Raw genomic sequence first — 18,358 nt, 5'->3', positions numbered from 1 at the left:
TGTCAGCGGCGGGTGGCAGACTCGCGCCATGACCGAGATCCCAGCCGAGAACCTGCCGCCGATCTGGCCCGGTACCCGCCCCACCATCCCCACCGTCGGCGACGAGCGCGCGATGCTGACCGCGATGCTCGACTGGCACCGCGCCACCTTCGAGCTCAAGTGCGCCGACGTGCCCGCCGCGCGGCTCTCCGAGCCGAGCGTGCCGCCGTCCGGGCTGAGCCTGCACGGGCTGCTGCGCCACCTCGCCGGGGTGGAGCGCTGGTGGTTCCAGCAGCAGTTCGCCGGCTCGGACGTGCCGGACCTGTACTACTCGGACGACGATCCGGACCAGGACTTCGAGCGGCTGGACGGCGACACCACCGCCGCCCTCGCGGTCTGGCGGGCCGAGTGCGAGAGCTCCCGCCAGGTCGTGGCCGCGACCCCCTCGCTCAACGACCTGGGCGTCCGGCAGCCGAACGGCAAGCCGATCGCGCTGCGCTGGGTGCTGCTCCACCTGATCGCCGAGTACGCCCGCCACAACGGCCACGCCGACCTGCTGCGGGAGAGCCTCGACGGCCTGACGGGGGTGTGATGCCCCGGCGGCCGTGCGGCGGTGCCGCTGTCTCAGGCCAGTTGCCGCACGGCCGCCGCGAACAGTGCCGGAAAGCGGGCCGCCGTCGGCACGATCCGGTCGGCCAGCAGTGGCTGCTGCCGTGCCCAGAGCAGCGCCGCCGTCAGCGCGCGGCTGCGCAACGCGAGCCGGCGCCAGGCCCGTTCGTACTCCAGCGGCCGGTCGGCCCGGACGCAGCGCACCAGCGGTCCGGCGGCGGCCAGCGCCAGCGCGATGCCCTCGCCGGTCAGCGCGTCGAGGTACCCGGCCGCGTCACCGACCAGCAGCACCCGGCCGGCCACCCGGGCCCGCACCGACCGGCGCAGCGGTCCCGCGCCGCGGGCCGCCGTGCCCTCCCCAGTGGCCCCGGCCAGCCGCGCGGCCACCTCGGGAAAGCCCGCCAACTGCTCGCCGAACGGCCGCCGTTCGCGGGTCAGCACGGCCACCCCGACCAACTCCGGCCCGACCGGCGTGACATACGCCTCCGCACCGTCCGCCCAGTGCACCTCGACGTGGTCCGTCCACGGCGGCACGGCGAAGTGCCGGCGCAGGCCGTACCGGGCGGGGGCCGGCCCGCGCGGCCCGTCCAGGCCGAGCCGGCGGCGGATCGGTGAGTGCAGCCCGTCCGCGGCGGCCAGGTAGCGTGCGGTGATCCCGGCGGCGGTGACCGCGTGGGTGTCCTGCCGCACCGCGGTCACCCGCAACGGCAGTACGGGCACGCCGAGTTCCGCGACCCGCCGGGCCAGCGCCGCGTGCAGCTCGGTCCGCCGCACCCCGCGGCCCGGCCCGTCCGGAAAGGCCGCCTCGACTTGGCGCCGCGCGTCCAGGTAGCGGATGCCACGCAGCGGCCGCCCGCCGACCGTGACCCCGAGGCCGGTCAACTCCCGTACCGCGCCGGGCATCAGGCCCTCGCCGCAGGCCTTGTCCACCGGTGTCGGCCGGGGCTCGGCCACCACCACCCGCAGCCCGGCCCGCGCGGCGTGGATCGCGGTGGCCAGCCCGGCCGGGCCACCGCCGACCACCAGCAGGTCGATCACGGCGCCGCCGCCAGGACGCCACCGGCCGGCCGCGCGGGACCGGCCGCGAGCGCGGCGTTCTCGCAGCGCAGCCGCACCGCCAGCAGCGGCAGGTTGAGCAGGGTGAACCCGGTCGCGGTGAGCCAGGCGCCGTGCACCAGCGGCAGCGCGACCCCCTCCGCGACCACCGCCAGGTAGTTGGGGTGTCGGAGCCACCGATACGGCCCGCCGGTCACCAGCGGCAGTCCGGGCACCACCAGCACCCGGGTGTTCCAGCGCGGGCCGAGCGTGCCGACGCACCACCAGCGCAGCGCCTGCGCGGCCAGCAGCAGGGCGAGCATCGGCAGTCCCAGCGCGGCCCGGAACGGCCGTTCGCCCCAGCCGGTCTCGGCCAGGCAGCCGGCCAGCAGCGCGGTGTGCAGCAGCACCATCACCGGGTAGTGGCCGCGCCCGGATTCGACCGCGCCGTGCCGCCGGCTCCAGGCGGCGTTGCGCCGGGCGACCACCAGTTCGGCCAGCCGCTCGAGGCCGACCAGCAGGACCAGGACGGGGTAGCTCATCGGGATCACCTACCAGCGCAGCAGGACGAGTTCGGTGGCGAGCCCGGGGCCCAGGGCGAGCATCAGCCCGGGTGTGCCGGGCAGCGGCGTCCGGACCGCGAGGGTGTCGCGCAGCACGTGCAGCACGGACGCGGAGGACAGGTTGCCCACCTCGGCCAGTGAACGCCGGCTCAGTTCGAGGGCGCGGGCCGGCAGGTCGAGGCTCTCCCGGACGGCCTCCAGGATCTTCGGGCCGCCCGGGTGGCAGATCCAGGCCGTGACGTCCGCCGGTTTGAGTTCGTGGTCGGCCAGGAAGTCGCGGACGGCCGGCCCCACCCGCTCGCGGACCACCCCGGGCAGGTCGTCGCCGAGCAGGATCTGGAAGCCCTGGTCGCCGATGTCCCAGCCGAGCAGCCGCTCGGTGCCCGGGTAGAGCCGGCTGCGGGTGGCGGTCACGGACGGGCCGGCGCCGCTCGGGTGCCCGGCGCCGACCGCGACCGCCGCCGCCGCGCCGTCGCCGAACAGTGCCGCGGCCACCAGGTTGGCCCGTGAGGTGTCCGTGCGCTGCAGGGTCAGCGAGCAGAGTTCGACCGAGAGCAGCACCGCCACGCCGTCCGGGCGGCCGTGCAGGAAGTCGTGCAGCCGGGCGATGCCGGCGGCCCCGGCCACACAACCGAGCCCGAAGACCGGCAGCCGCCGGACGTCCGGGCGCAGGCCGAGCCGCCCGGCCAGCCGGGCCTCCAGGGAGGGCGCGGCGATGCCGGTCACCGAGGTCGAGATGACCAGGTCGACCTGGTCCGGCCGGAGTCCGGCCCGGTCCAGCGCGCCCCGCACGGCCTGCTCGCCGAGGTCCAGACCGGCCTCGATGAACGCGTCGTTGGCCGCGCCGAAGCCGCTCAGCGTGGCATAGCTTTCCAGCGGCAGGGCCAGGTGCCGGCTGCGGACCGTCGAGGCGGTGTGCAGCCGGTCGAACAGCCGGTGGTCCGCCGGGCGGGCCAGGCCCAACGCGGTGAGCGCCTCCCGGATCTCGTGCTGCTGGTAGCGGTGGGGTGGCAGCACGCCGTGCACGGCGGCGATTCGGGTCATTGCGCCAGGATAGGGAGACTCACCCGGAATGCCCCGGTTTGACGGGCCGTCGGCGCGCGGTGTCCCTAGCATCGCGGGGTGGACAGCAGCGCGACCTCGCCCTTCTCCGCGCGCCTGGCCGCGCTCGCCGGGGCCGGCCACCCGCAACCCGCCGTGGCCGTCACCGCCCTGGTCGCCGCGCTGGCGGTGGCCGCCGGGCGCGGGCCGGCCGGCAGCGCGGTGCTGGCCGCGGCGGTGCTCACCGGCCAGCTCTCGGTGGGCTGGTCCAACGACCTGGTCGATCTGCACCGGGACCGCGCGGCCGGCCGGCCCGACAAGCCGCTCGCCACCGGCCGGCTCGCGCCCGGCACGGTGGCCCGGGCGGCCGGCGGAGCGCTCGCGCTCTGCGTGCCGCTGTCGCTGGCGGGCGGCCTGGCGGCGGGGGCCGTGCACCTGGTCGGGGTGGTGGCGGCCTGGGCCTACAACCTCGGCCTCAAGCGGACCGCGCTGTCCTGGTTGCCCTACGCGGTCGCGTTCGGTCTGCTGCCCGCCTTCGTCACGCTCGGGCTGCCGGGCCGGCCGTGGCCGGCCGGCTGGACGCTCGCGGCCGGCGCGCTGCTCGGGATGGGCGCGCACGTCGCCAACGTGCTGCCGGACATCGAGGCCGATCTCGCGGCGGGCGTTCGCGGCCTGCCGCAGCGGCTGGGCCGCGGGCCGTGCCGGGTGCTGGCGCCGGTGCTGCTCTCGGCGGCCTCGGTGGTGCTGGTGCTCGGCCCGCCCGGACCGGTCGGGCGGGCCGGCTGGGCGACGTTGGCGGTCAGTGGCGGGCTGGCCGCGGTCGGCGCGCTGCCGGGGGAGGCGGTCCGGCGCGGGCGGCTGCCGTTCCTCGCCACCCTCGGCCTGGCGCTGGCCGCGGTCGCGCTGCTGGTGCTGAGCGGCACCGCGCTGACATGACGGGCCGTCGATTTCACGCGGAGAGCAGCCGGCGCAGCACCGTGAGCAGCTCCCCTGGCGCGGGTTCGCCCGGGGCCCGCCAGCCGATGTGCCCGTCCGGCCGCAGCAGCACGGCCCCGCCGTCCGGGACCGCGCAGAGCCGTCGCCAGGTCCCGGGCCGTTCCTCACGCAGTGGCCCGGCGGGATCGAGCCGGTGCACGGCCACCGGGATACCGGCCGCCCGGGCGTCCGCGGCCTGCGCGCGCCACACCGCCTCGCGGTCCTCGACGACCAGCGCGAACCCCGGGCCGACCAGATCCAGGCTGGACGCCACCTCGGCCGGGCCGGTCAGCCGGACGTGCGGCAGTCGCTGACCGGGAGCGCCGCCGGGTCGTCCCGAGCCGCCCAGCGGCCGGGCCGGGCCGTCGGCCGGGTCGGCGAGCACCGCGCTGGACCGGTAGTCGGCGGTCAGCAGCAGCTCGTCATCGATTCGGTAACCGCCGCGGGCCGCCCGGGCCTCGGCGTTCTCGGTGGCCCGGTCGAGCACCTGCCGGGCGACCGGCCGCCGCTCGTCCTGGTAGCTGTCCAGTAGCGCCTGGCCGGCCCGCCCGCCGAGCACGGCGGCCAGCTTCCAGGCCAGGTTGTCCACGTCGCCGATCCCGGTGTTCATGCCGTGGCCGCCGGTCGGCGGAATCACGTGCGCCGCGTCGCCGGCCAGCAGTACCCGGCCGCGCCGGTAGGCCGAGGCCAACTGGGCGTCCATCCGCCAGAGTTGGACGGAGCGGACGCGGACGTCGAGGCCGGGCAGCCCGGCCGCGGCGCGGACCAGCTCGACCGGCTCGGCGTCGGCCGCCGGACCGGCCGGGCCCACCGGATACTGGTAGATCCACTGCCGGTCGTTGTCCACCGCCAGGAAGCCGCCGCGGCCGGGTTCGGTGAGGAAGTACGAGGCGCTGGCCCGGTCCGCCACCACCGGGCCGAGCGGCGCCTCGAACCGGATGCTGAGGAAGTGCCGGAGGCCGGTCGGCCCGTCCAAGGCGAGCCCGGCCCCGGCCCGCACGGTGCTGGCCGCACCGTCGCAGCCGATCAGCCAGTCGGCTCGCACGGTGAACTGGTCGCCGCTCTCCCGGTCGGCCAGCACGGCGTGCACGGACCCGGTGCCGTCGGTGGGGTCGGCGGAGTCGGTGGAGTCGGTGAAGGAGAGCAGCCGGGTGCCGAAGCGCACCCGGTCCGGTCCCGCCCGCCGGGCCCGGCGCAGCAGGACCGGTTCCAGGGCGTCCTGGGAGCAGATCAGGCCCGGCGTCGGGCTGTGTTCCGGGCCGTCCGAGGGCGGGCCGGCCGGGCTGGTCCGGGTGAACTCCGGGTCGACCAGGCTCCGGCCGCGGTAGAAGGCGACCTGGTCGGCGGGCAGCCCCGCCGCGCGGATCTCCTCCTCCAGCCCGCAGCGCCGGAGGATCTCCATCGAACGGGCCGAAATACCACGGGACTTGGGGTGCCCGGTGGTGCCCGGGCGGGCCTCCACCAGCAGGTGGTCCACCCCGAGGTCGGAGAGCAGGACGGACAGGGTGAGACCGATCGGGCCGCCGCCCGCGATCAGGACGGGCACGGTGGTCGGGCAGCGCATGGGGCTCCAGTCGCTCGGGATCCGGATTGCTGTAACGCCGTTTTCGAAAAAATGACGTTACCATGGCCATCGAGGCGACGGAATTGTCGCGGTGATCCACCGAGTGGTCGTAGTGATCCACGAGTAGGAGGGCGCAGTCGTGACCGAGGACCTGGGCCGGGCCAACCCGCGCGGCCTGTACTTCATCGTGGAACTCGCCAACGCCGTCCAGGAGGGCACGCCGGGCGCCGCCGAGCTGCGGTCGTTGCTCGACCGGCACGGCGCCCCCGCCTTCACCCTCACCGAGCCGGAGGCCGCCGGCCTGCGCGCGGCTGCCGCCGAGTTGGTCGCGGTGCTCTCGCAGGACGATCCGGACGTGGCGGCCGAGCTGCTCAACGGCCTGCTCGACCGCTACCCGGCCCAGCCCCGGCTGGTCCGGCTACCCGGGCGGACGTGGTCCCTGCACGCCCGGACACCCGCCGGAGCCGATCGCACGCACTGGCTGCTCTCCACCTCCGCGCTGGCCCTCGCCCTGTGGCTGAGTGAGCGCGAGGGCTGCGCCTGGGGGCGGTGCGCCGCACCGGGCTGCGCCCGCTTCTTCGTCGACGCCGGACGGCGCACCCCGCAGCGCTACTGCTCCCCGCGCTGCGCGACCCGGGTGCGGGTCGCCGCTCACCGTTCCCAGAAGCGGAGTTGACCGGAAGGAGCACCGGTTCCCGGTGACGCCACCCGGGGTCCGGGACCCGCTGCCGCCGGTCCCGGTCCCCGGTCGCGCCTCCACCGCCCACGCTCAGTCCAGGTAGTCCCGCAGCACCCGGGAGCGCGAGGGGTGGCGCAGCTTGGACATCGTCTTCGACTCGATCTGCCGGATCCGCTCCCGGGTGACCCCGTAGACCTGGCCGATCTCGTCCAGCGTGCGCGGCTGGCCGTCGATCAGTCCGAAACGCATCGAGATCACCCCGGCCTCGCGCTCGGCCAGCGTCTCCAGCACCACCTGCAGCTGCTCGTGCAGCAGGGTGAAGCTGACCGCCTCGGCCGGGACGACCGCCTCGGTGTCCTCGATCAGGTCGCCGAACTCGCTGTCCCCCTCCTCCCCGAGCGGAGTGTGCAGCGAGATCGGCTCGCGGCTGTAGCGCTGGATCTCGACCACCTTCTCCGGGCTGAGGTCCAGCTCGCGGCCCAGCTCGGCGGGGGTGGCCTCGCGGCCCAGGGTCTGCAGCAGGTGGCGCTGGACCCGGGCCAGCTTGTTGATCACCTCGACCATGTGCACCGGGATCCGGATGGTCCGCGACTGGTCTGCCATCGCCCGGGTGATCGCCTGCCGGATCCACCAGGTCGCGTACGTCGAGAACTTGAACCCCTTGGTGTAGTCGAACTTCTCCACCGCCCGGACCAGCCCCAGGTTGCCCTCCTGGATCAGGTCGAGGAAGAGCAGTCCACGGCCGGTGTAACGTTTCGCCACCGAGACCACCAGCCGCAGGTTGGCCTCCAGCAGGTGGTTCTTGGCGCGCAGCCCGTCCTCGGAGATGATCTCCAGCTCGCGTCGCAGCTCCGGAGCGAGCCGCGGCTCGGTCGTCAGCTTCTCCTGGGCGAACAGGCCGGCCTCGATCCGGCGGGCCAGGGTGACCTCCTGCTCGGCGGTGAGCAGGGCGACCCGGCCGATCTGCTTGAGGTAGTCCTTGACCGCGTCCGTGCTCGCGCCGGGCGTGGTGACCTGCTGCTTGGGCGCGTCGTCCTCGTCGTCGGAGAGCGTGAAGGTGTCCGCGGCGTCCGCGGTGGCCGCCACCGCCTCGGCCAGCTCGCTCTCGGTGGGCCCCTCCTCGGCCGCCGCCGGGCCGTCCGGAACGGACTCGACGGGGTCGGCGGCGGCGTCCGAGCCGCTCGCGTTCCCGCTGTTGACAGTGCTGGACCGCGTCACTACGGTCTTTCTGACGCCTCGACGGGTGCGTTGCAGGCCGGGGCCGTCGGTGTCCCGGCCGGCCCGGACGGTCAGGACGACCCCCGCGGCGTCGAGGATCTGGTTGAGACTGCCGAGGACGTCCTTCCATTCGGCGGTGGGGATGCGGTCGGCCTCGAAGGCGTCGCGCACCTCGTCACCGGTGATGTGTCCTTCGGCCCTGCCGCGCTCGATGAGCGCCACCAGGGAGGCGGACTCGCTGATCCGCTGCGGAAGTGCGGGGGATGGGCTGGGCGACACGAGTGGCCTCTCACGAAAGATGGGCATGACTCGGCTCGGCCGCGCTTCAGGAACGGTTGTGGGGGTTGGAGGACGGCCGCGCGGCAAGCACCATCCTGATAATCGACAGCACACCGGGTTCTGTTACGCGCCGCAGGAGTGACGCGACCCGCGCCGACGGGTGAGAAGCACCCGGCCGACACCGCGTCAGATTTTCCGTTCCGCCACCGACCTGATGTGTGGTCAGCACTCCCGGCGGACCTCCGCCGAATCTGCGATGGTCCCCAACCAGCCGACGGTGCGGGGGAGTTGAAGCATCCATCGGGAGCGATGGCCGGCACTCCCGGAAGCTCGGCCCGGGGCGGCGAAGCCCGCCGGGGGTGCCCCGCCCGCTCGGCCGGTGACCGGCTCCCGGTTCCCCCGATCGGCCCAGCAGGCCTCCCCGGTGGCCGCCGACCGTCCGAGGCGGAGCAGGGGCGATCCGGGTGAAAGCGGACATCGCCACGCCCGGCCGCGGGTAGTGATTCACCTCTGCGGGACAGCCCCGCGGAACCACCTCTGCGATCCGCCACGGGCGATCGACTCAGCGAACGGGAGGAGCCGGGCGATGACGGGCACCGAGGCGGCAGCGGCCGCCAGGGCCGACGGGACGCGGTGCGCTCCGCCGCTCCGGCACGGTCGGAGCGGCGGATGAGCGTCCTGCGCCCGCGTCCGGAACTGGACGACCGGGCCACCCGGGCCGCCGGCCATCGCTGGCCGGCGCTGGTGGTCTGCCTGGTCGGCGGTTTCATGACGCTCCTGGACGTGAGCATCGTCAACGTCGCGCTCCCCTCGATCCGCAGCGGGCTGCGGATGTCCGAGGGCGGGCTGCAGTGGGTGCTCTCCGGCTACGCGCTCGCCTTCGGCCTGGTGCTCGTCCCGGCCGGACGGCTCGGCGACGCGCACAGCCGCCGGGCGGTCTTCATCAGCGGACTGGCGCTCTTCACCGCGACCAGCGCGCTGGCCGGCGCCGCGCAGAGCGAGGCCTGGCTGGTCATCGCCCGGCTCGCCCAGGGGCTGGCCGGCGGGCTGCTGGTGCCGCAGGTGGCCGGCTTCATCCAACAGCTGTTCCAGGGGCCCGAGCGCGGCCGGGCGTTCGGGATGCTGGGAGCCACCATCGGGCTCTCGATGGCGGTCGGGCCGTTGCTGGGCGGCCTGCTGATCGAGGGGTTCGGCGCCGCGGAGGGGTGGCGCTGGGTCTTCTACGTCAACCTGCCGATCGGGTTGCTGACGTTGCCGCTGGCACTCCGGCTGCTGCCCGGCCCGGCGCTGGCCAGGGCGCCCGCCGTACCGGACCCGTCCGTCCGGCCGGCCGGCGCGACGCGGCTCACCACCCGGCCGCGCCGCGACTTCGACCCGGTGGGCGTGCTGCTGCTCGGCCTCGGCACCGTCCTGCTGCTGCTCCCGTTCGTGCAGGAGCAGCAGTGGCACGGCTGGACCAAGTGGCTGCTGCTGCCCGCCGCGGCGGCGCTGCTGGCCGCCTTCACCGGCTGGGAGCGCCACTACGGCCGCACCCGGGAGCCGCTGGTCAGCATGGACCTCTTCGAACAACGCTCCTACTCGCTGGGCACCCTGGTCTCCCTGCTCTACTTCGCCGGCTTCACCGCGATCTTCTTCATCTTCACGCTCTACCTGCAGAGCGGGCTCGGCTACAGCGCGCTGGAGGCGGGGCTGGCGATCACGCCGTTCGCGCTGGGCTCGGGCACCGCGGCCGCGGTCGGTGGCCGGCTGGTGCAGCGGATGGGACGCCCGCTGGTGACCGGGGGACTGCTGTTGGTCGAGCTGGGGCTGTTGCTGGCCGCGGCGGCCGTCCACCTCTGGTCGGGGCCCTCGATCGGCTGGTTGACCGCGGGGCCGCTGCTGCTGGCCGGGATCGGCAGCGGGCTGGTGGTCGCACCGAACCAGACGCTGACCCTGGGCGACGTCCCGGTGATCCGTGCGGGCAGCGCGGCCGGGGTGCTGCAGACCGCCCAGCGGATCGGCTCGGCGGCCGGGATCGCGGCGGTCGGATCGGTCTTCTTCCCCTGGGTCACCGAGCACGGCGAGGACTGGGCGGGGGCGTTCCAGGCGGGGATGGCGGTGGCGGTCGGCTTCGTTCTGCTGGCACTGCTGACCGCGCTGGCGGACGCGCTCGGGCGTCGACCGGGCGGTACCGCGGGCTGATGTCGGCCGCCCGCTCGCCGCCCCGCGACGGTGGCTCAGGACCTCGGCTCGCTCGCCCATCCCACCCGTCCCACTCGTCACATATGGCGCGGCAGCCTCTGACGTCCCACTGGTTTCGTCACACTGGCCCCACCCGTTTCTTCTGCGTCCCATGGTCTTGCGGGCCAGGCGTACCAGTCGTTCCATAGGAATAACCTGGATCGGCCCACCCGGTCCGGTCCGACCTGGCGGCGACCGGCCGGCGGGGTGCGGCGAGCGAAGGTGAGATGCATGGCTACCACGCTCAGCGGACCAACCGGATCCAGTACCTCGGGACGGTTGAACCGGGCAGTCGGATTCTGGGGACTGCTCTTCGTCTCGCTAGGCTCGATCATCGGTTCGGGTTGGCTGTTGGGCGCGCTGACCGCGGCGACCGTCGCCGGTCCGGCATCGCTGATCTCCTGGATCCTGGCCGCCGCGATCCTCGCCGTTCTCGCCCTGGTACACGCCGAGTTGGGCGCGGCCTATCCGGTGGCGGGCGGTACCGCCCGCTTCCCGTTCTTCGTCTTCGGCCCGCTGGCCGGCTTCGCGGCCGGCTGGATGGGCTGGGTCCAGGCCGTCACCATCGCGCCGATCGAGGTCGAGGCGACCCTCTCGTACACCTCCCACATCGGTTGGGTGCGGGACAATGTGACGATCCTGCACCCCGACGGCACGCTCACCGGGTTGGGCATCCTGATCGCCAGCGGCTTCATGCTGCTCTTCACGATCATCAACATGGCCGGCGTGAAGCTGCTGGCCGACACCAACTCCATCACGGTGATCTGGAAGACCCTGGTGCCGCTGCTGACCGTGGTGGTGCTGATGACCCTCACCTTCCACAGCGGCAACTTCACCGGGGGCGGCGGCTTCGCCCCGTACGGCGCGCACGGCGTGTTCGCCGCGCTGCCGGCCGGCGTGGTCTTCGCCCTCCAGGGCTTCGAGCAGGCGATCCAGATGGCGGGCGAGGCCCGCAACCCGCAGCGCGACCTCTCGCGCGCGGTGATCGCCGCGATGGCCATCGGCGCGGTCGTCTACCTGTTGCTGGAGGTCGCGTTCATCGGGGCGATCGCGCCCGCCAACATCGCCCACGGCTGGGCCAACCCGGTCGGCAAGGGCGACTTCGGGCCGTACGCCACGCTGGCCACCGCCGCCGGGGCCGGCTGGCTGGCGACCGTCCTCTACCTCGACGCGGTGATCTCGCCGGCCGGCACCGGTCTGATCTACGTGGCGACCGCCTCCCGGATCTCCTACGCGATGGGCCACGAGGGGGCGATCCCGAAGGCGACCGCCCGGATCGACCGGCGCGGCATCCCGATCACCTCGGTCCTGATCTCCTTCGTGGTCGGTGAGATCTCCTTCCTGCCGTTCCCGAGCTGGCAGTCGCTGGTCGGCCTGGTCACCTCGGCGACGGCGCTGATGTACGCCTTCGCCCCGCCCGCGCTGCACGCCCTGCGGCTGAGAGACGGCGACCGGCCACGCCCGTACCGGCTGCCGGCCTGGAAGGTGCTCTCGCCGCTGGCCTTCGTCGCAGCCGATCTGATCATCTACTGGTCCGGTTACCAGGCGGACTGGAAACTCGGCCTCAGCCTGGTCTTCGGCCTGCTGCTCTTCGGCGGCACCCGGCTCGCCCAGCCGGAGGCCGAGCGGCGGAACCTGCAGTGGCGGGCCTCGGCCTGGGTCTGGCCGTGGCTCGGCGGCCTGGTCGTGCTCGGCGAACTCGGTCGGTACGGCGGCGCGTCGACCATTCCCGAGTGGTGGGACCTGGTGGTCGTGATCATCTTCTCGCTGGTCGTCTACTACGTCGCGGTCCGGATGGCGATGGCCGGCCCGGCGGTGGCGGAGGCGGTGCGCCTGGAGGAGCAGCACGAGTTCGAGCAGCGCGGGGAACTGGCCTGAGCCGGCCGGCGCCGCCCTGCTACTCCGCGGGCTCCTCGGGCAGCAGGGCGCCCAGCAGTGGGTGGATCAGGTCGACCAGCTCCTCCGGGTCGGCCGCCGCCAGCTCGCCGAAGGCGTTCCCGCCGCGGGCCAGTACGATGCCGGTGAAGGCGGCCGCCGCCAGCTCCGCGCGCAGCTGCGGTCGGTCCGCCCCCGCTTCGACCAGGTGCTCGCGCAGCGGGGTGACCAGCCGCCGGTGCAGCTGGACCCGGGCGGCCTCCTGGACGCCCGGGTCGTCGTGCGGCAGCACCGCGGACCGGAAGACCGGCCCCGGCCCGCGCCGGGTCACCCGGGTGAGCAGGCCGCGCAGCCGCTCGGTGTCCAGCAGGTCGGCGGGCAGCGCCGCGCCGAGCTCCTCGTGCATGGTCGCGATGTAGAGCTGCGTCTTGCCACCGAAGTAACGGGCGATCAGCGCCGGGTCGACCCCGGCCCGTTCGCCGATCTCCCGGGTGGTGGTCCGGTCGAAACCGCGCTCGGCGAAGAGTTCGAGCGCGGCCCGGAGCAGCAGCTCACGGCTGCGGGCGGCGTCGCGCCGCCGGGCGGGTGCCGCGGCGGCCTCGGGGGGCGACTCCTCGGCCGCCGGCCGTTCGTCGGTCATCCGCCGCTCCCGGCGTCCCGCACCGGGCCGTTCAGCTCGGCCATCCGCTCCCGCTCCGTCCCGCCGGCCTGCGCCGGCAGCCGTACCGTCCCGCTCGCCACCTCGACCGTCCCGGCACTGCGCGACGGCAGGACGACGGTCACCACCGCGGCGACCACCCACGCCGCGCAGCCGAACAGCGCGGCAGTGCGGTAGCCGCCGTTGGACGGCAGCACCTGTCCGGGGGCGGTGTGCGCCTGGAGCACGGCCGCGCTGAGCGCGCTCCCCATCGAGTAGCCGATCAGCCGCAGCACCTGGTTGAAGCTTATGGCGCTGCCGGTCTCCCGCGCCGGCACCGAGCTGACGATCAGTCCGGGCATCACGGCGAACGTACAGCCTACTCCGAGCCCGGCGATCCCCATCACCACGAACAGCTCCCAGAGGCTGCCGCGTGCCACCGCGAAGCCCGCCACCGAGAGCAGCGACACCGCGCAGCCCAGCGGCAGCACCACCCGCGAGGAGGTCAGCCGGATCAGCAGCGGCACCACCTTGCTGGAGACGACGCTGGCGACCGAGAAGGGCAGCAGGACCAGTCCGGAGACCACGACCGAGGCGCCGAAGCCGTACCCGGCGGTGGTCGGCGTCTGCACGAACCGGGTGACCAGCGAGAGCAGCAGGTACATCCCGACGCCGGCGATCAGGCCGCTGACGTCCGCGGTCAGCACCACCCGGTGCCGAACCAGCCGGAGGTCCACCAGCGGGTGCGCGGTGCGCAGCTCGTGCACGGTCCACCAGACCAGCAGTACCAGCGAGCCGGCGGCCACGCCGAGCAGCCGCGGCGAGGTCCAGCCCCAGTCGCCGCCCTCGCTGAGCACCAGCAGCAGTCCGGCCAGCGCCACGCCGAGCAGCAGCGCGCCGAGCGCGTCCAGCGGGCGGGCCGGCCGGTCGGCGGTGGACGGCAGCACCAGCGCGACCGCGAGCAGTGCGATCGCGCTGATCACGGCGCCGAAGCCGAAGGCGGCGTGCACCCCGAAGGACTCGGCGATCAGCCCGGTGAGCGGGTAGCCGAGGCCGACCCCGGCCACCGTGGTGATCGACAGCAGCGCGACGGCCGGTCGCGAGCGCTCCGCGGGCAGCGCGTCGCGGGCGGTGGCGATGGCCAGCGAGGTCAGGCCGAGCCCGACGCCCTGCATCGCCCGGCCGGCGACCAGGCAGCCGAAGCCCAGCGGCAGGGCGGCGAGCACGCTGCCCGTCACCACCACCGCGGTCGCGCCGAGGACCACCGGCCGCCGGTGCGGCCCGTCCCCGAGCCGACCCATGGCGGGCGTGGCCACGGCTCCCACCAGCAGAGCGATGGTCAGCGACCACTGCGCGTCGGACAGCGAGACGTGGTCGACGGTCGCGATGGTCGGGACCAGCGGCGCGCCGAGGCTGCTGATCACCGCCACGACCATGCCCAGGTACACCAGCACCGGCACCAGTGCCCGCTGCCGCCACGACGAACCCTTCAAGGCCGTCTCCACGGGGCCCCCTCCTGTCAAGTCATCAAGCGATGTCATCACATGATGACACGAGCCCCGATCGGCGGACCAGTGTGGGCGGCCACCGCTGGACCGTCGGGCCGCGGCGCGCGACAGTGGGTGTGTCAGCCCTGCGGGCGGGCGTCGGAAGTCGGCGATCCGGACGGTCGCCGCGCTCGCGGGAACGGCCACTCCTCGTCCCCGGAGGCAGCCATGACCCCCACCGACCCCGCCGCCCGGCCCGAGCAGGCAGCACCAGCCCGGCCCGAGCAGGTGACCCCGGCCAAGCCCGCCCGGCCGCCCGGCGTGCCGCCGACCGAGACGCCGGAGGGGGAGGGCAGCACCACCCACGGCATCTCGATCCCCGAGCCGCCGGAGCTGCACGACGCCTGGCCGAGCTGGATCCCGATGGCGTTGATCGCGCTGCTGGTGGTGGCGGTCCTGATCTTCATGATCGCCCGGATCACCTCCTCCTGAGCTCGCCCGGCCTCCTGGCCCCACGCGGCTTCTCGTGCCGGCCCCCCGCGTGCCTGCCCTCCCGAGTCCGTCCGGGTGGGTCAGGCGATCCAGGCCCCGGTGAGCCGCTGGACGGCCGAGCCGTCCAGGTCGGAGAGCTTGACGCCGGCGAACCCGCGCGCCGCGGCCGAGGTCTGCAGCCGGAACGCCGGCCGGGGCTCGGTGAGCGCGGCGAGCACGACCTCCGCGGCCTCCGCCGGGGACTGGGCGGCGTTGGCGAACGCCTCGTTGGTCCGGGCCAGGTAGCCCGCCAGAGCCGGCCCGTACGGCCCGGCGTCGGCGACCGCGCGCTCCTGGTCGATGCCCACGTTGCTGACGAACTCGCTGGCCACGGCTCCGGGCTCGACCACGTGCACGCCCACCCCGACCGCACCGGCGACCGGCGCGAGGCTCTCCAGGAACCCCTCGACGGCGAACTTGGCGGCGCAGTAGGCCTCGTTGAACGGCTGTCCGATCACGCCGCCCACGCTGCTCACCGTCACGACCCGACCGCCGACCTCCCGCAGGTGCGGCAGGGCCGCCTTGGTCACCTGCACCACGCCGAAGAAGTTGACCTCCATGACCTGGCGGACGTCCTCGACGGTCCCGTTCTCGATGGTCCCGACGTGCCCGGCGCCGGCGTTGTTGACCACCGCGTCCAGCCGGCCGTGGTCGGCCAGTACGCCCTCGACGCAGGAGGCGACGGAGGCGGCGTCGGTGACGTCGAGGGCGCGGACGTCCAGCTCGACGCCCGCCTCGGCGGCCGCCTCGCGCAGGGCGCCGGCCCGGGCGGGGTCGCGCAGGGTGGCCACCGTGCGGAAGCCGGCCCGGGCGGCGGCGATGGCGGTGGCCAGGCCGATTCCGGAGGAGGTGCCAGTGATCAGGACGACCTTGTTGGTGGACATGCGGGGTTCCTCTCCAGCATTTTGCGTGTGTGCACACACACTAGCAGATGTGTGTGTGCGCACACGCAACCATCCTGGCCGGAAGCAGGACGGCTCGCGTCGGTGCCGGCAACGGCACCAATGCTCAGCCGCAGCCAGGTCCCCCTGGGGTCTCGACACGCTGGGGCTGGGGGAGTGGTGGCGCGGCGGCTTGCCGGACGCGAGGCCCGTCCGGTGGCGGCCTCCCTCCTCCCAGCCTCCTCCCGGCCGGGCGGGCGCTCCCCGCGGGGGCCGATCGCGTCCGCCGGGCCTGCCCCGCCCCGGCCCGCACGGAGGTGCTGGACGGCCAAAGGATGCCGCCGCGCTGGAGATCGTCCCGGCACGAGCCGGAGCAGTCCCCTCGGAGCTGCCGCTGACGCCGTCGGCTCAGATCGTCGCGTGACGGGCGCGGAGCAGCGACGCGCTGCCCAGCGCCCACACCGCGGCCACCCCGAGGCAGCCGGGCAGCCCGAAGGTCCGCAGCAGCCAGGTGCCGGTGGCAGCCCCCGCCAGCATCAGCGCCGCCACGCCGGCCCGGCGAACGGCCTGCCGCCGGTCCTGCCCGCCGGGCCGCGCGTCGGCCGCCAGTCCGGTCAGGGTCAGGGTCAGCACGGTGGTGGTGAGGTCCGGCACGGCGAGCCGGCGCACGGTCGCGTTGCGGCAGCCCATGGCCATCGCCAGTACGGCCGTCACGGTGTATCCGGTCCAGTCGCCGACCCGGATCCCCGCCACCGCCCCCAGCACGGCCGCCACTGTCAGCGCCACCACCTCGACCAGCACCGCCGTCAGCATCCAGCGCCGCGGTCGGTCCGCGTGCCGCGACGCAAGTCGCCCGCCGCCGGCGGCGCCGAACAGGAACGCGGCCAGTGAGACCGCCGAGGCCGCGGCCGAGAACCCGGGTGCGCCCGCGGCGGCGAAGCCGAGGATCACCACGTTCCCGGTCATGTTCGCGGTGAAGACGTGCCCGAGCCCGAGGTAGCTCGCGGCGTCCAGCATCCCGCTGGCGAAGGTGAGTGCCGCCAGCACCGGCACCACGCCCGCCTGCCGCCCGGGTGTCGGGGCCGCCGCGCCTGTCGCGGCCGTCGTGGTTGCCACGCCCGCCGTGCGTGCCGTTCGCGCCGCCGCCTCCCCGTCCGCCGTGGCCGTCAGACCGTCGCTCATGGTGCCGCCCTCCGTCGTGCTCTCCGTTCAACAGCCCCAGCATCTGCCGGGCATACTTATCTAGTCCAACGGAGAATTCCGATCACGGTCATCGACAGGAACGATCAATGGAGCTGCGCCAGCTGGAACACTTCGTCACGCTGGCCGAGGAACGGCAGTTCACCCGGGCTGCCCAGCGCCTGCACCTCGCGCAGTCCAGCCTCTCCGCCTCGATCCAGGCGCTGGAGCACGACCTGGGTCAGACCCTGTTGGTGCGCACCACGCGGCGGGTGGAGCTGAGCGAGGCGGGCCGCGCCCTGTTGCCGCTCGCCCGGGAGACGCTGCGCAGCGCGCGGCGGGCCCGGCAGGCCGTCGAGGCGGTCGGCGGCCTGCTGCGCGGCCGGGTCACCGTCGGCATGATCCAGACCGTGAACGCCGTCGACCTGCCGGCCGTGCTGGCCCGCTTCCACGCCGCGCACCCGGCCGTCGAGCTGCGGCTGGTCCAGGGCGACTCGCGGGACCTGGTGGCGGCCGTGCGCCGGGGAACGTACGACCTCGCGGTGGTCGCCGACGCGGGGGAGGCGCCGCTGCCGGGTGTCGACCTGCTGCCGCTGGCCCGTGAGGAGATCCTGCTGGTGCTCGCCCCCGACCACCCGCTGGCGGACCGCACGTCGGTGGCGCTGGCCGAGTTGGCCCGCTGGCCGTTCGTCGACTTCCGCGAGCACTCCGGCCTGCGGGCGTTGATCGACGAGGCCTGCGCACGGGCCGGCCTGAGCCGGACCATCACCTGCCACGTCGAGCACATGCCCACCCTGCTCGATCTGGTCGCGCACGGGCTCGGCGTCGCGCTGGTACCGCGCAGCGTGCTGCCCGCCGAGCCGAGCAGGCTGCGCGCCGTCCCGACCCGTCCGCCGCTGGCCCGCACGGTCGCCGTCGCCACCGCTGCCGGCAGCGAACCCCAGCCCGCCGCCCGCGCCCTGCTCGACGGCATCCGCGCCGAGGCCCGGGGCGAGCGCTGAAGCGAGGCCCTGGCGGGCGGGTCGGCCCGAGCGGCGGTGGCTCAGGCGGGGACGCCGGCGGCGGCTCCGGTCGGCTGGTCGCCGCCCCAACGGTCCCGGGCCGCGCGGTAGTCGAGCGGGCCGCGGCTCAGTGCGTCGTCGTAGGACCACGCCCCGTCCGGTGTCCGCCAGATCACCTCGACCGCGAGACCGTCCGGGTCCGTGCCGTAGACCGAGAGGTGCATGCCCTGGTCGAGGGCGGTCCCGAAGGTCCCGGCGGCGGTCAGGCGCTGCTGCGCCCGCTCCAGCTCGTCGATCGTGCCGAGCTCGAAGGCGACGTGGAACAGGCCGGGCCGCCGCACGCCGTCCGCCGGTGCGTCGGCGTTGGCGATCAGCGCCAGGTCGTGGTGGTTGGTCGAGGCGAGCGGCGAGCGCAGGAAGACCATGGCGGGCCAATGCTCCGTCCCGGGCAGTTCGGTCACCACGCGCAGGCCCAGCGTGTCGCGGTAGAAGTGGACGGAGGCGTCGAGGTCGCTGACGGACAGCACGACGTGGTTGACGCGTCGCAGTGGCATGGGGGGCTCCCCGGTGGTAGGCGTAGGATCATCCTCAAAGTGAGGGACCGG

At 74.5% G+C, this 18,358-nt stretch carries 17 protein-coding genes; 7 read left to right on the top strand and 10 right to left on the bottom strand.

Features of this window, described 5'->3' with window-relative positions:
* Positions 1 to 28: 28 nt before the first annotated feature.
* Positions 29 to 571 carry a DinB family protein gene (locus ACIGXM_RS12025; protein WP_396559637.1) on the top strand — a complete coding sequence of 181 codons (543 nt, stop codon included), beginning with the start codon at positions 29 to 31 and terminating at the stop codon, positions 569 to 571.
* 32 nt (positions 572 to 603) lie between these two features.
* Here the strand turns inward: ACIGXM_RS12025 and ACIGXM_RS12020 are convergent, their stop codons facing one another.
* From ACIGXM_RS12020 to ACIGXM_RS12010, 3 genes are read right to left on the bottom strand one after another with little or no spacing between them, the layout of a single operon-like run.
* Entirely contained in the window at positions 604 to 1,626 is a 1,023-nt protein-coding gene (locus tag ACIGXM_RS12020) for an NAD(P)/FAD-dependent oxidoreductase (protein WP_396559635.1), read from the bottom strand.
* Positions 1,623 to 2,165: an isoprenylcysteine carboxyl methyltransferase family protein gene (locus ACIGXM_RS12015; protein WP_396559633.1), complete on the bottom strand. Its 543-nt coding sequence runs from the start codon at positions 2,163 to 2,165 to the stop codon at positions 1,623 to 1,625. The genes ACIGXM_RS12020 and ACIGXM_RS12015 overlap by 4 nt, the downstream gene beginning before the upstream one ends.
* Before the next feature lie 9 nt (positions 2,166 to 2,174).
* Entirely contained in the window at positions 2,175 to 3,230 is a 1,056-nt protein-coding gene (locus tag ACIGXM_RS12010; RefSeq protein WP_396559631.1) for a type III polyketide synthase, read from the bottom strand.
* A gap of 78 nt (positions 3,231 to 3,308) precedes the next feature.
* On the opposite strand from ACIGXM_RS12010, the gene ACIGXM_RS12005 reads away from it, so the two are divergent.
* Positions 3,309 to 4,163 carry a UbiA family prenyltransferase gene (locus tag ACIGXM_RS12005; protein WP_396559629.1) on the top strand — a complete coding sequence of 285 codons (855 nt, stop codon included), beginning with the start codon at positions 3,309 to 3,311 and terminating at the stop codon, positions 4,161 to 4,163.
* A 13-nt stretch (positions 4,164 to 4,176) separates the two neighbouring features.
* Here ACIGXM_RS12005 and ACIGXM_RS12000 read toward each other — a convergent pair whose 3' ends face one another.
* Positions 4,177 to 5,766, bottom strand: a complete 1,590-nt coding sequence (locus ACIGXM_RS12000) for an FAD-dependent monooxygenase (protein WP_396559627.1) — start codon at positions 5,764 to 5,766, stop codon at positions 4,177 to 4,179.
* 139 nt (positions 5,767 to 5,905) lie between these two features.
* Between ACIGXM_RS12000 and ACIGXM_RS11995 the strand changes: the two genes are divergently transcribed.
* Complete coding sequence (locus ACIGXM_RS11995; RefSeq protein WP_396559625.1) at positions 5,906 to 6,442, top strand: CGNR zinc finger domain-containing protein; 537 nt, start codon at positions 5,906 to 5,908, stop codon at positions 6,440 to 6,442.
* A 93-nt stretch (positions 6,443 to 6,535) separates the two neighbouring features.
* Here ACIGXM_RS11995 and ACIGXM_RS11990 read toward each other — a convergent pair whose 3' ends face one another.
* On the bottom strand, positions 6,536 to 7,942 hold the full coding sequence (locus ACIGXM_RS11990; protein WP_396559623.1) for an RNA polymerase sigma factor: 1,407 nt from the start codon (positions 7,940 to 7,942) through the stop codon (positions 6,536 to 6,538).
* 669 nt (positions 7,943 to 8,611) lie between these two features.
* Between ACIGXM_RS11990 and ACIGXM_RS11985 the strand changes: the two genes are divergently transcribed.
* The gene (locus tag ACIGXM_RS11985) at positions 8,612 to 10,123 is read left to right on the top strand and encodes an MFS transporter (protein ID WP_396559621.1); all 1,512 of its coding nucleotides are present in this window, start codon (positions 8,612 to 8,614) and stop codon (positions 10,121 to 10,123) included.
* Between the two features lie 270 nt (positions 10,124 to 10,393).
* The gene (locus ACIGXM_RS11980) at positions 10,394 to 12,040 is read left to right on the top strand and encodes an APC family permease (RefSeq protein ID WP_396559619.1); all 1,647 of its coding nucleotides are present in this window, start codon (positions 10,394 to 10,396) and stop codon (positions 12,038 to 12,040) included.
* 19 nt (positions 12,041 to 12,059) lie between these two features.
* Here ACIGXM_RS11980 and ACIGXM_RS11975 read toward each other — a convergent pair whose 3' ends face one another.
* Positions 12,060 to 12,677: a TetR family transcriptional regulator gene (locus ACIGXM_RS11975; RefSeq protein ID WP_396559617.1), complete on the bottom strand. Its 618-nt coding sequence runs from the start codon at positions 12,675 to 12,677 to the stop codon at positions 12,060 to 12,062.
* Complete coding sequence (locus tag ACIGXM_RS11970; protein ID WP_396559615.1) at positions 12,674 to 14,179, bottom strand: MFS transporter; 1,506 nt, start codon at positions 14,177 to 14,179, stop codon at positions 12,674 to 12,676. Before ACIGXM_RS11970 ends, ACIGXM_RS11975 begins: the two co-directional genes overlap by 4 nt.
* Before the next feature lie 210 nt (positions 14,180 to 14,389).
* Here ACIGXM_RS11970 and ACIGXM_RS11965 point away from each other — a divergent pair, with 210 nt between their 5' ends.
* Complete coding sequence (locus tag ACIGXM_RS11965; protein WP_396559613.1) at positions 14,390 to 14,653, top strand: DUF6480 family protein; 264 nt, start codon at positions 14,390 to 14,392, stop codon at positions 14,651 to 14,653.
* An 80-nt stretch (positions 14,654 to 14,733) separates the two neighbouring features.
* Here the strand turns inward: ACIGXM_RS11965 and ACIGXM_RS11960 are convergent, their stop codons facing one another.
* Positions 14,734 to 15,615, bottom strand: coding sequence for an SDR family NAD(P)-dependent oxidoreductase (locus tag ACIGXM_RS11960; protein WP_396559611.1), 882 nt, complete (start codon positions 15,613 to 15,615; stop codon positions 14,734 to 14,736).
* Between the two features lie 366 nt (positions 15,616 to 15,981).
* Positions 15,982 to 16,755, bottom strand: a complete 774-nt coding sequence (locus tag ACIGXM_RS11955; protein WP_396559609.1) for a YoaK family protein — start codon at positions 16,753 to 16,755, stop codon at positions 15,982 to 15,984.
* Positions 16,756 to 16,862: 107 nt separating this feature from the next.
* On the opposite strand from ACIGXM_RS11955, the gene ACIGXM_RS11950 reads away from it, so the two are divergent.
* Positions 16,863 to 17,753 (top strand): LysR family transcriptional regulator, encoded by an 891-nt coding sequence (locus ACIGXM_RS11950; RefSeq protein WP_396559607.1) that lies wholly within the window; start codon positions 16,863 to 16,865, stop codon positions 17,751 to 17,753.
* A 41-nt stretch (positions 17,754 to 17,794) separates the two neighbouring features.
* Here the strand turns inward: ACIGXM_RS11950 and ACIGXM_RS11945 are convergent, their stop codons facing one another.
* Positions 17,795 to 18,307 carry a VOC family protein gene (locus ACIGXM_RS11945; protein WP_396559605.1) on the bottom strand — a complete coding sequence of 171 codons (513 nt, stop codon included), beginning with the start codon at positions 18,305 to 18,307 and terminating at the stop codon, positions 17,795 to 17,797.
* Positions 18,308 to 18,358 lie beyond the last annotated feature (51 nt).

It is taken from the genome of Kitasatospora sp. NPDC052896 (assembly GCF_044547075.1).
In the GTDB taxonomy this organism is placed as follows: Bacteria; Actinomycetota; Actinomycetes; order Streptomycetales; family Streptomycetaceae; genus Kitasatospora.
This window is presented reverse-complemented; position numbering and strand designations above follow the sequence as displayed.

Excerpts from the sequence above, each read along its gene's own strand:
- ACIGXM_RS12025 (WP_396559637.1), top strand. The coding sequence starts at position 29 with ATGACCGAGATCCCAGCCGAGAACCTGCCGCCGATCTGGCCCGGTACC.
- ACIGXM_RS12015 (WP_396559633.1), bottom strand. The coding sequence starts at position 2,165 with ATGAGCTACCCCGTCCTGGTCCTGCTGGTCGGCCTCGAGCGGCTGGCC.
- ACIGXM_RS12010 (WP_396559631.1), bottom strand. The coding sequence starts at position 3,230 with ATGACCCGAATCGCCGCCGTGCACGGCGTGCTGCCACCCCACCGCTAC.
- ACIGXM_RS12000 (WP_396559627.1), bottom strand. The coding sequence starts at position 5,766 with ATGCGCTGCCCGACCACCGTGCCCGTCCTGATCGCGGGCGGCGGCCCG.
- ACIGXM_RS11985 (WP_396559621.1), top strand. The coding sequence starts at position 8,612 with ATGAGCGTCCTGCGCCCGCGTCCGGAACTGGACGACCGGGCCACCCGG.
- ACIGXM_RS11980 (WP_396559619.1), top strand. The coding sequence starts at position 10,394 with ATGGCTACCACGCTCAGCGGACCAACCGGATCCAGTACCTCGGGACGG.
- ACIGXM_RS11975 (WP_396559617.1), bottom strand. The coding sequence starts at position 12,677 with ATGACCGACGAACGGCCGGCGGCCGAGGAGTCGCCCCCCGAGGCCGCC.
- ACIGXM_RS11965 (WP_396559613.1), top strand. The coding sequence starts at position 14,390 with ATGACCCCCACCGACCCCGCCGCCCGGCCCGAGCAGGCAGCACCAGCC.
- ACIGXM_RS11955 (WP_396559609.1), bottom strand. The coding sequence starts at position 16,755 with ATGAGCGACGGTCTGACGGCCACGGCGGACGGGGAGGCGGCGGCGCGA.
- ACIGXM_RS11950 (WP_396559607.1), top strand. The coding sequence starts at position 16,863 with ATGGAGCTGCGCCAGCTGGAACACTTCGTCACGCTGGCCGAGGAACGG.
- ACIGXM_RS11945 (WP_396559605.1), bottom strand. The coding sequence starts at position 18,307 with ATGCCACTGCGACGCGTCAACCACGTCGTGCTGTCCGTCAGCGACCTC.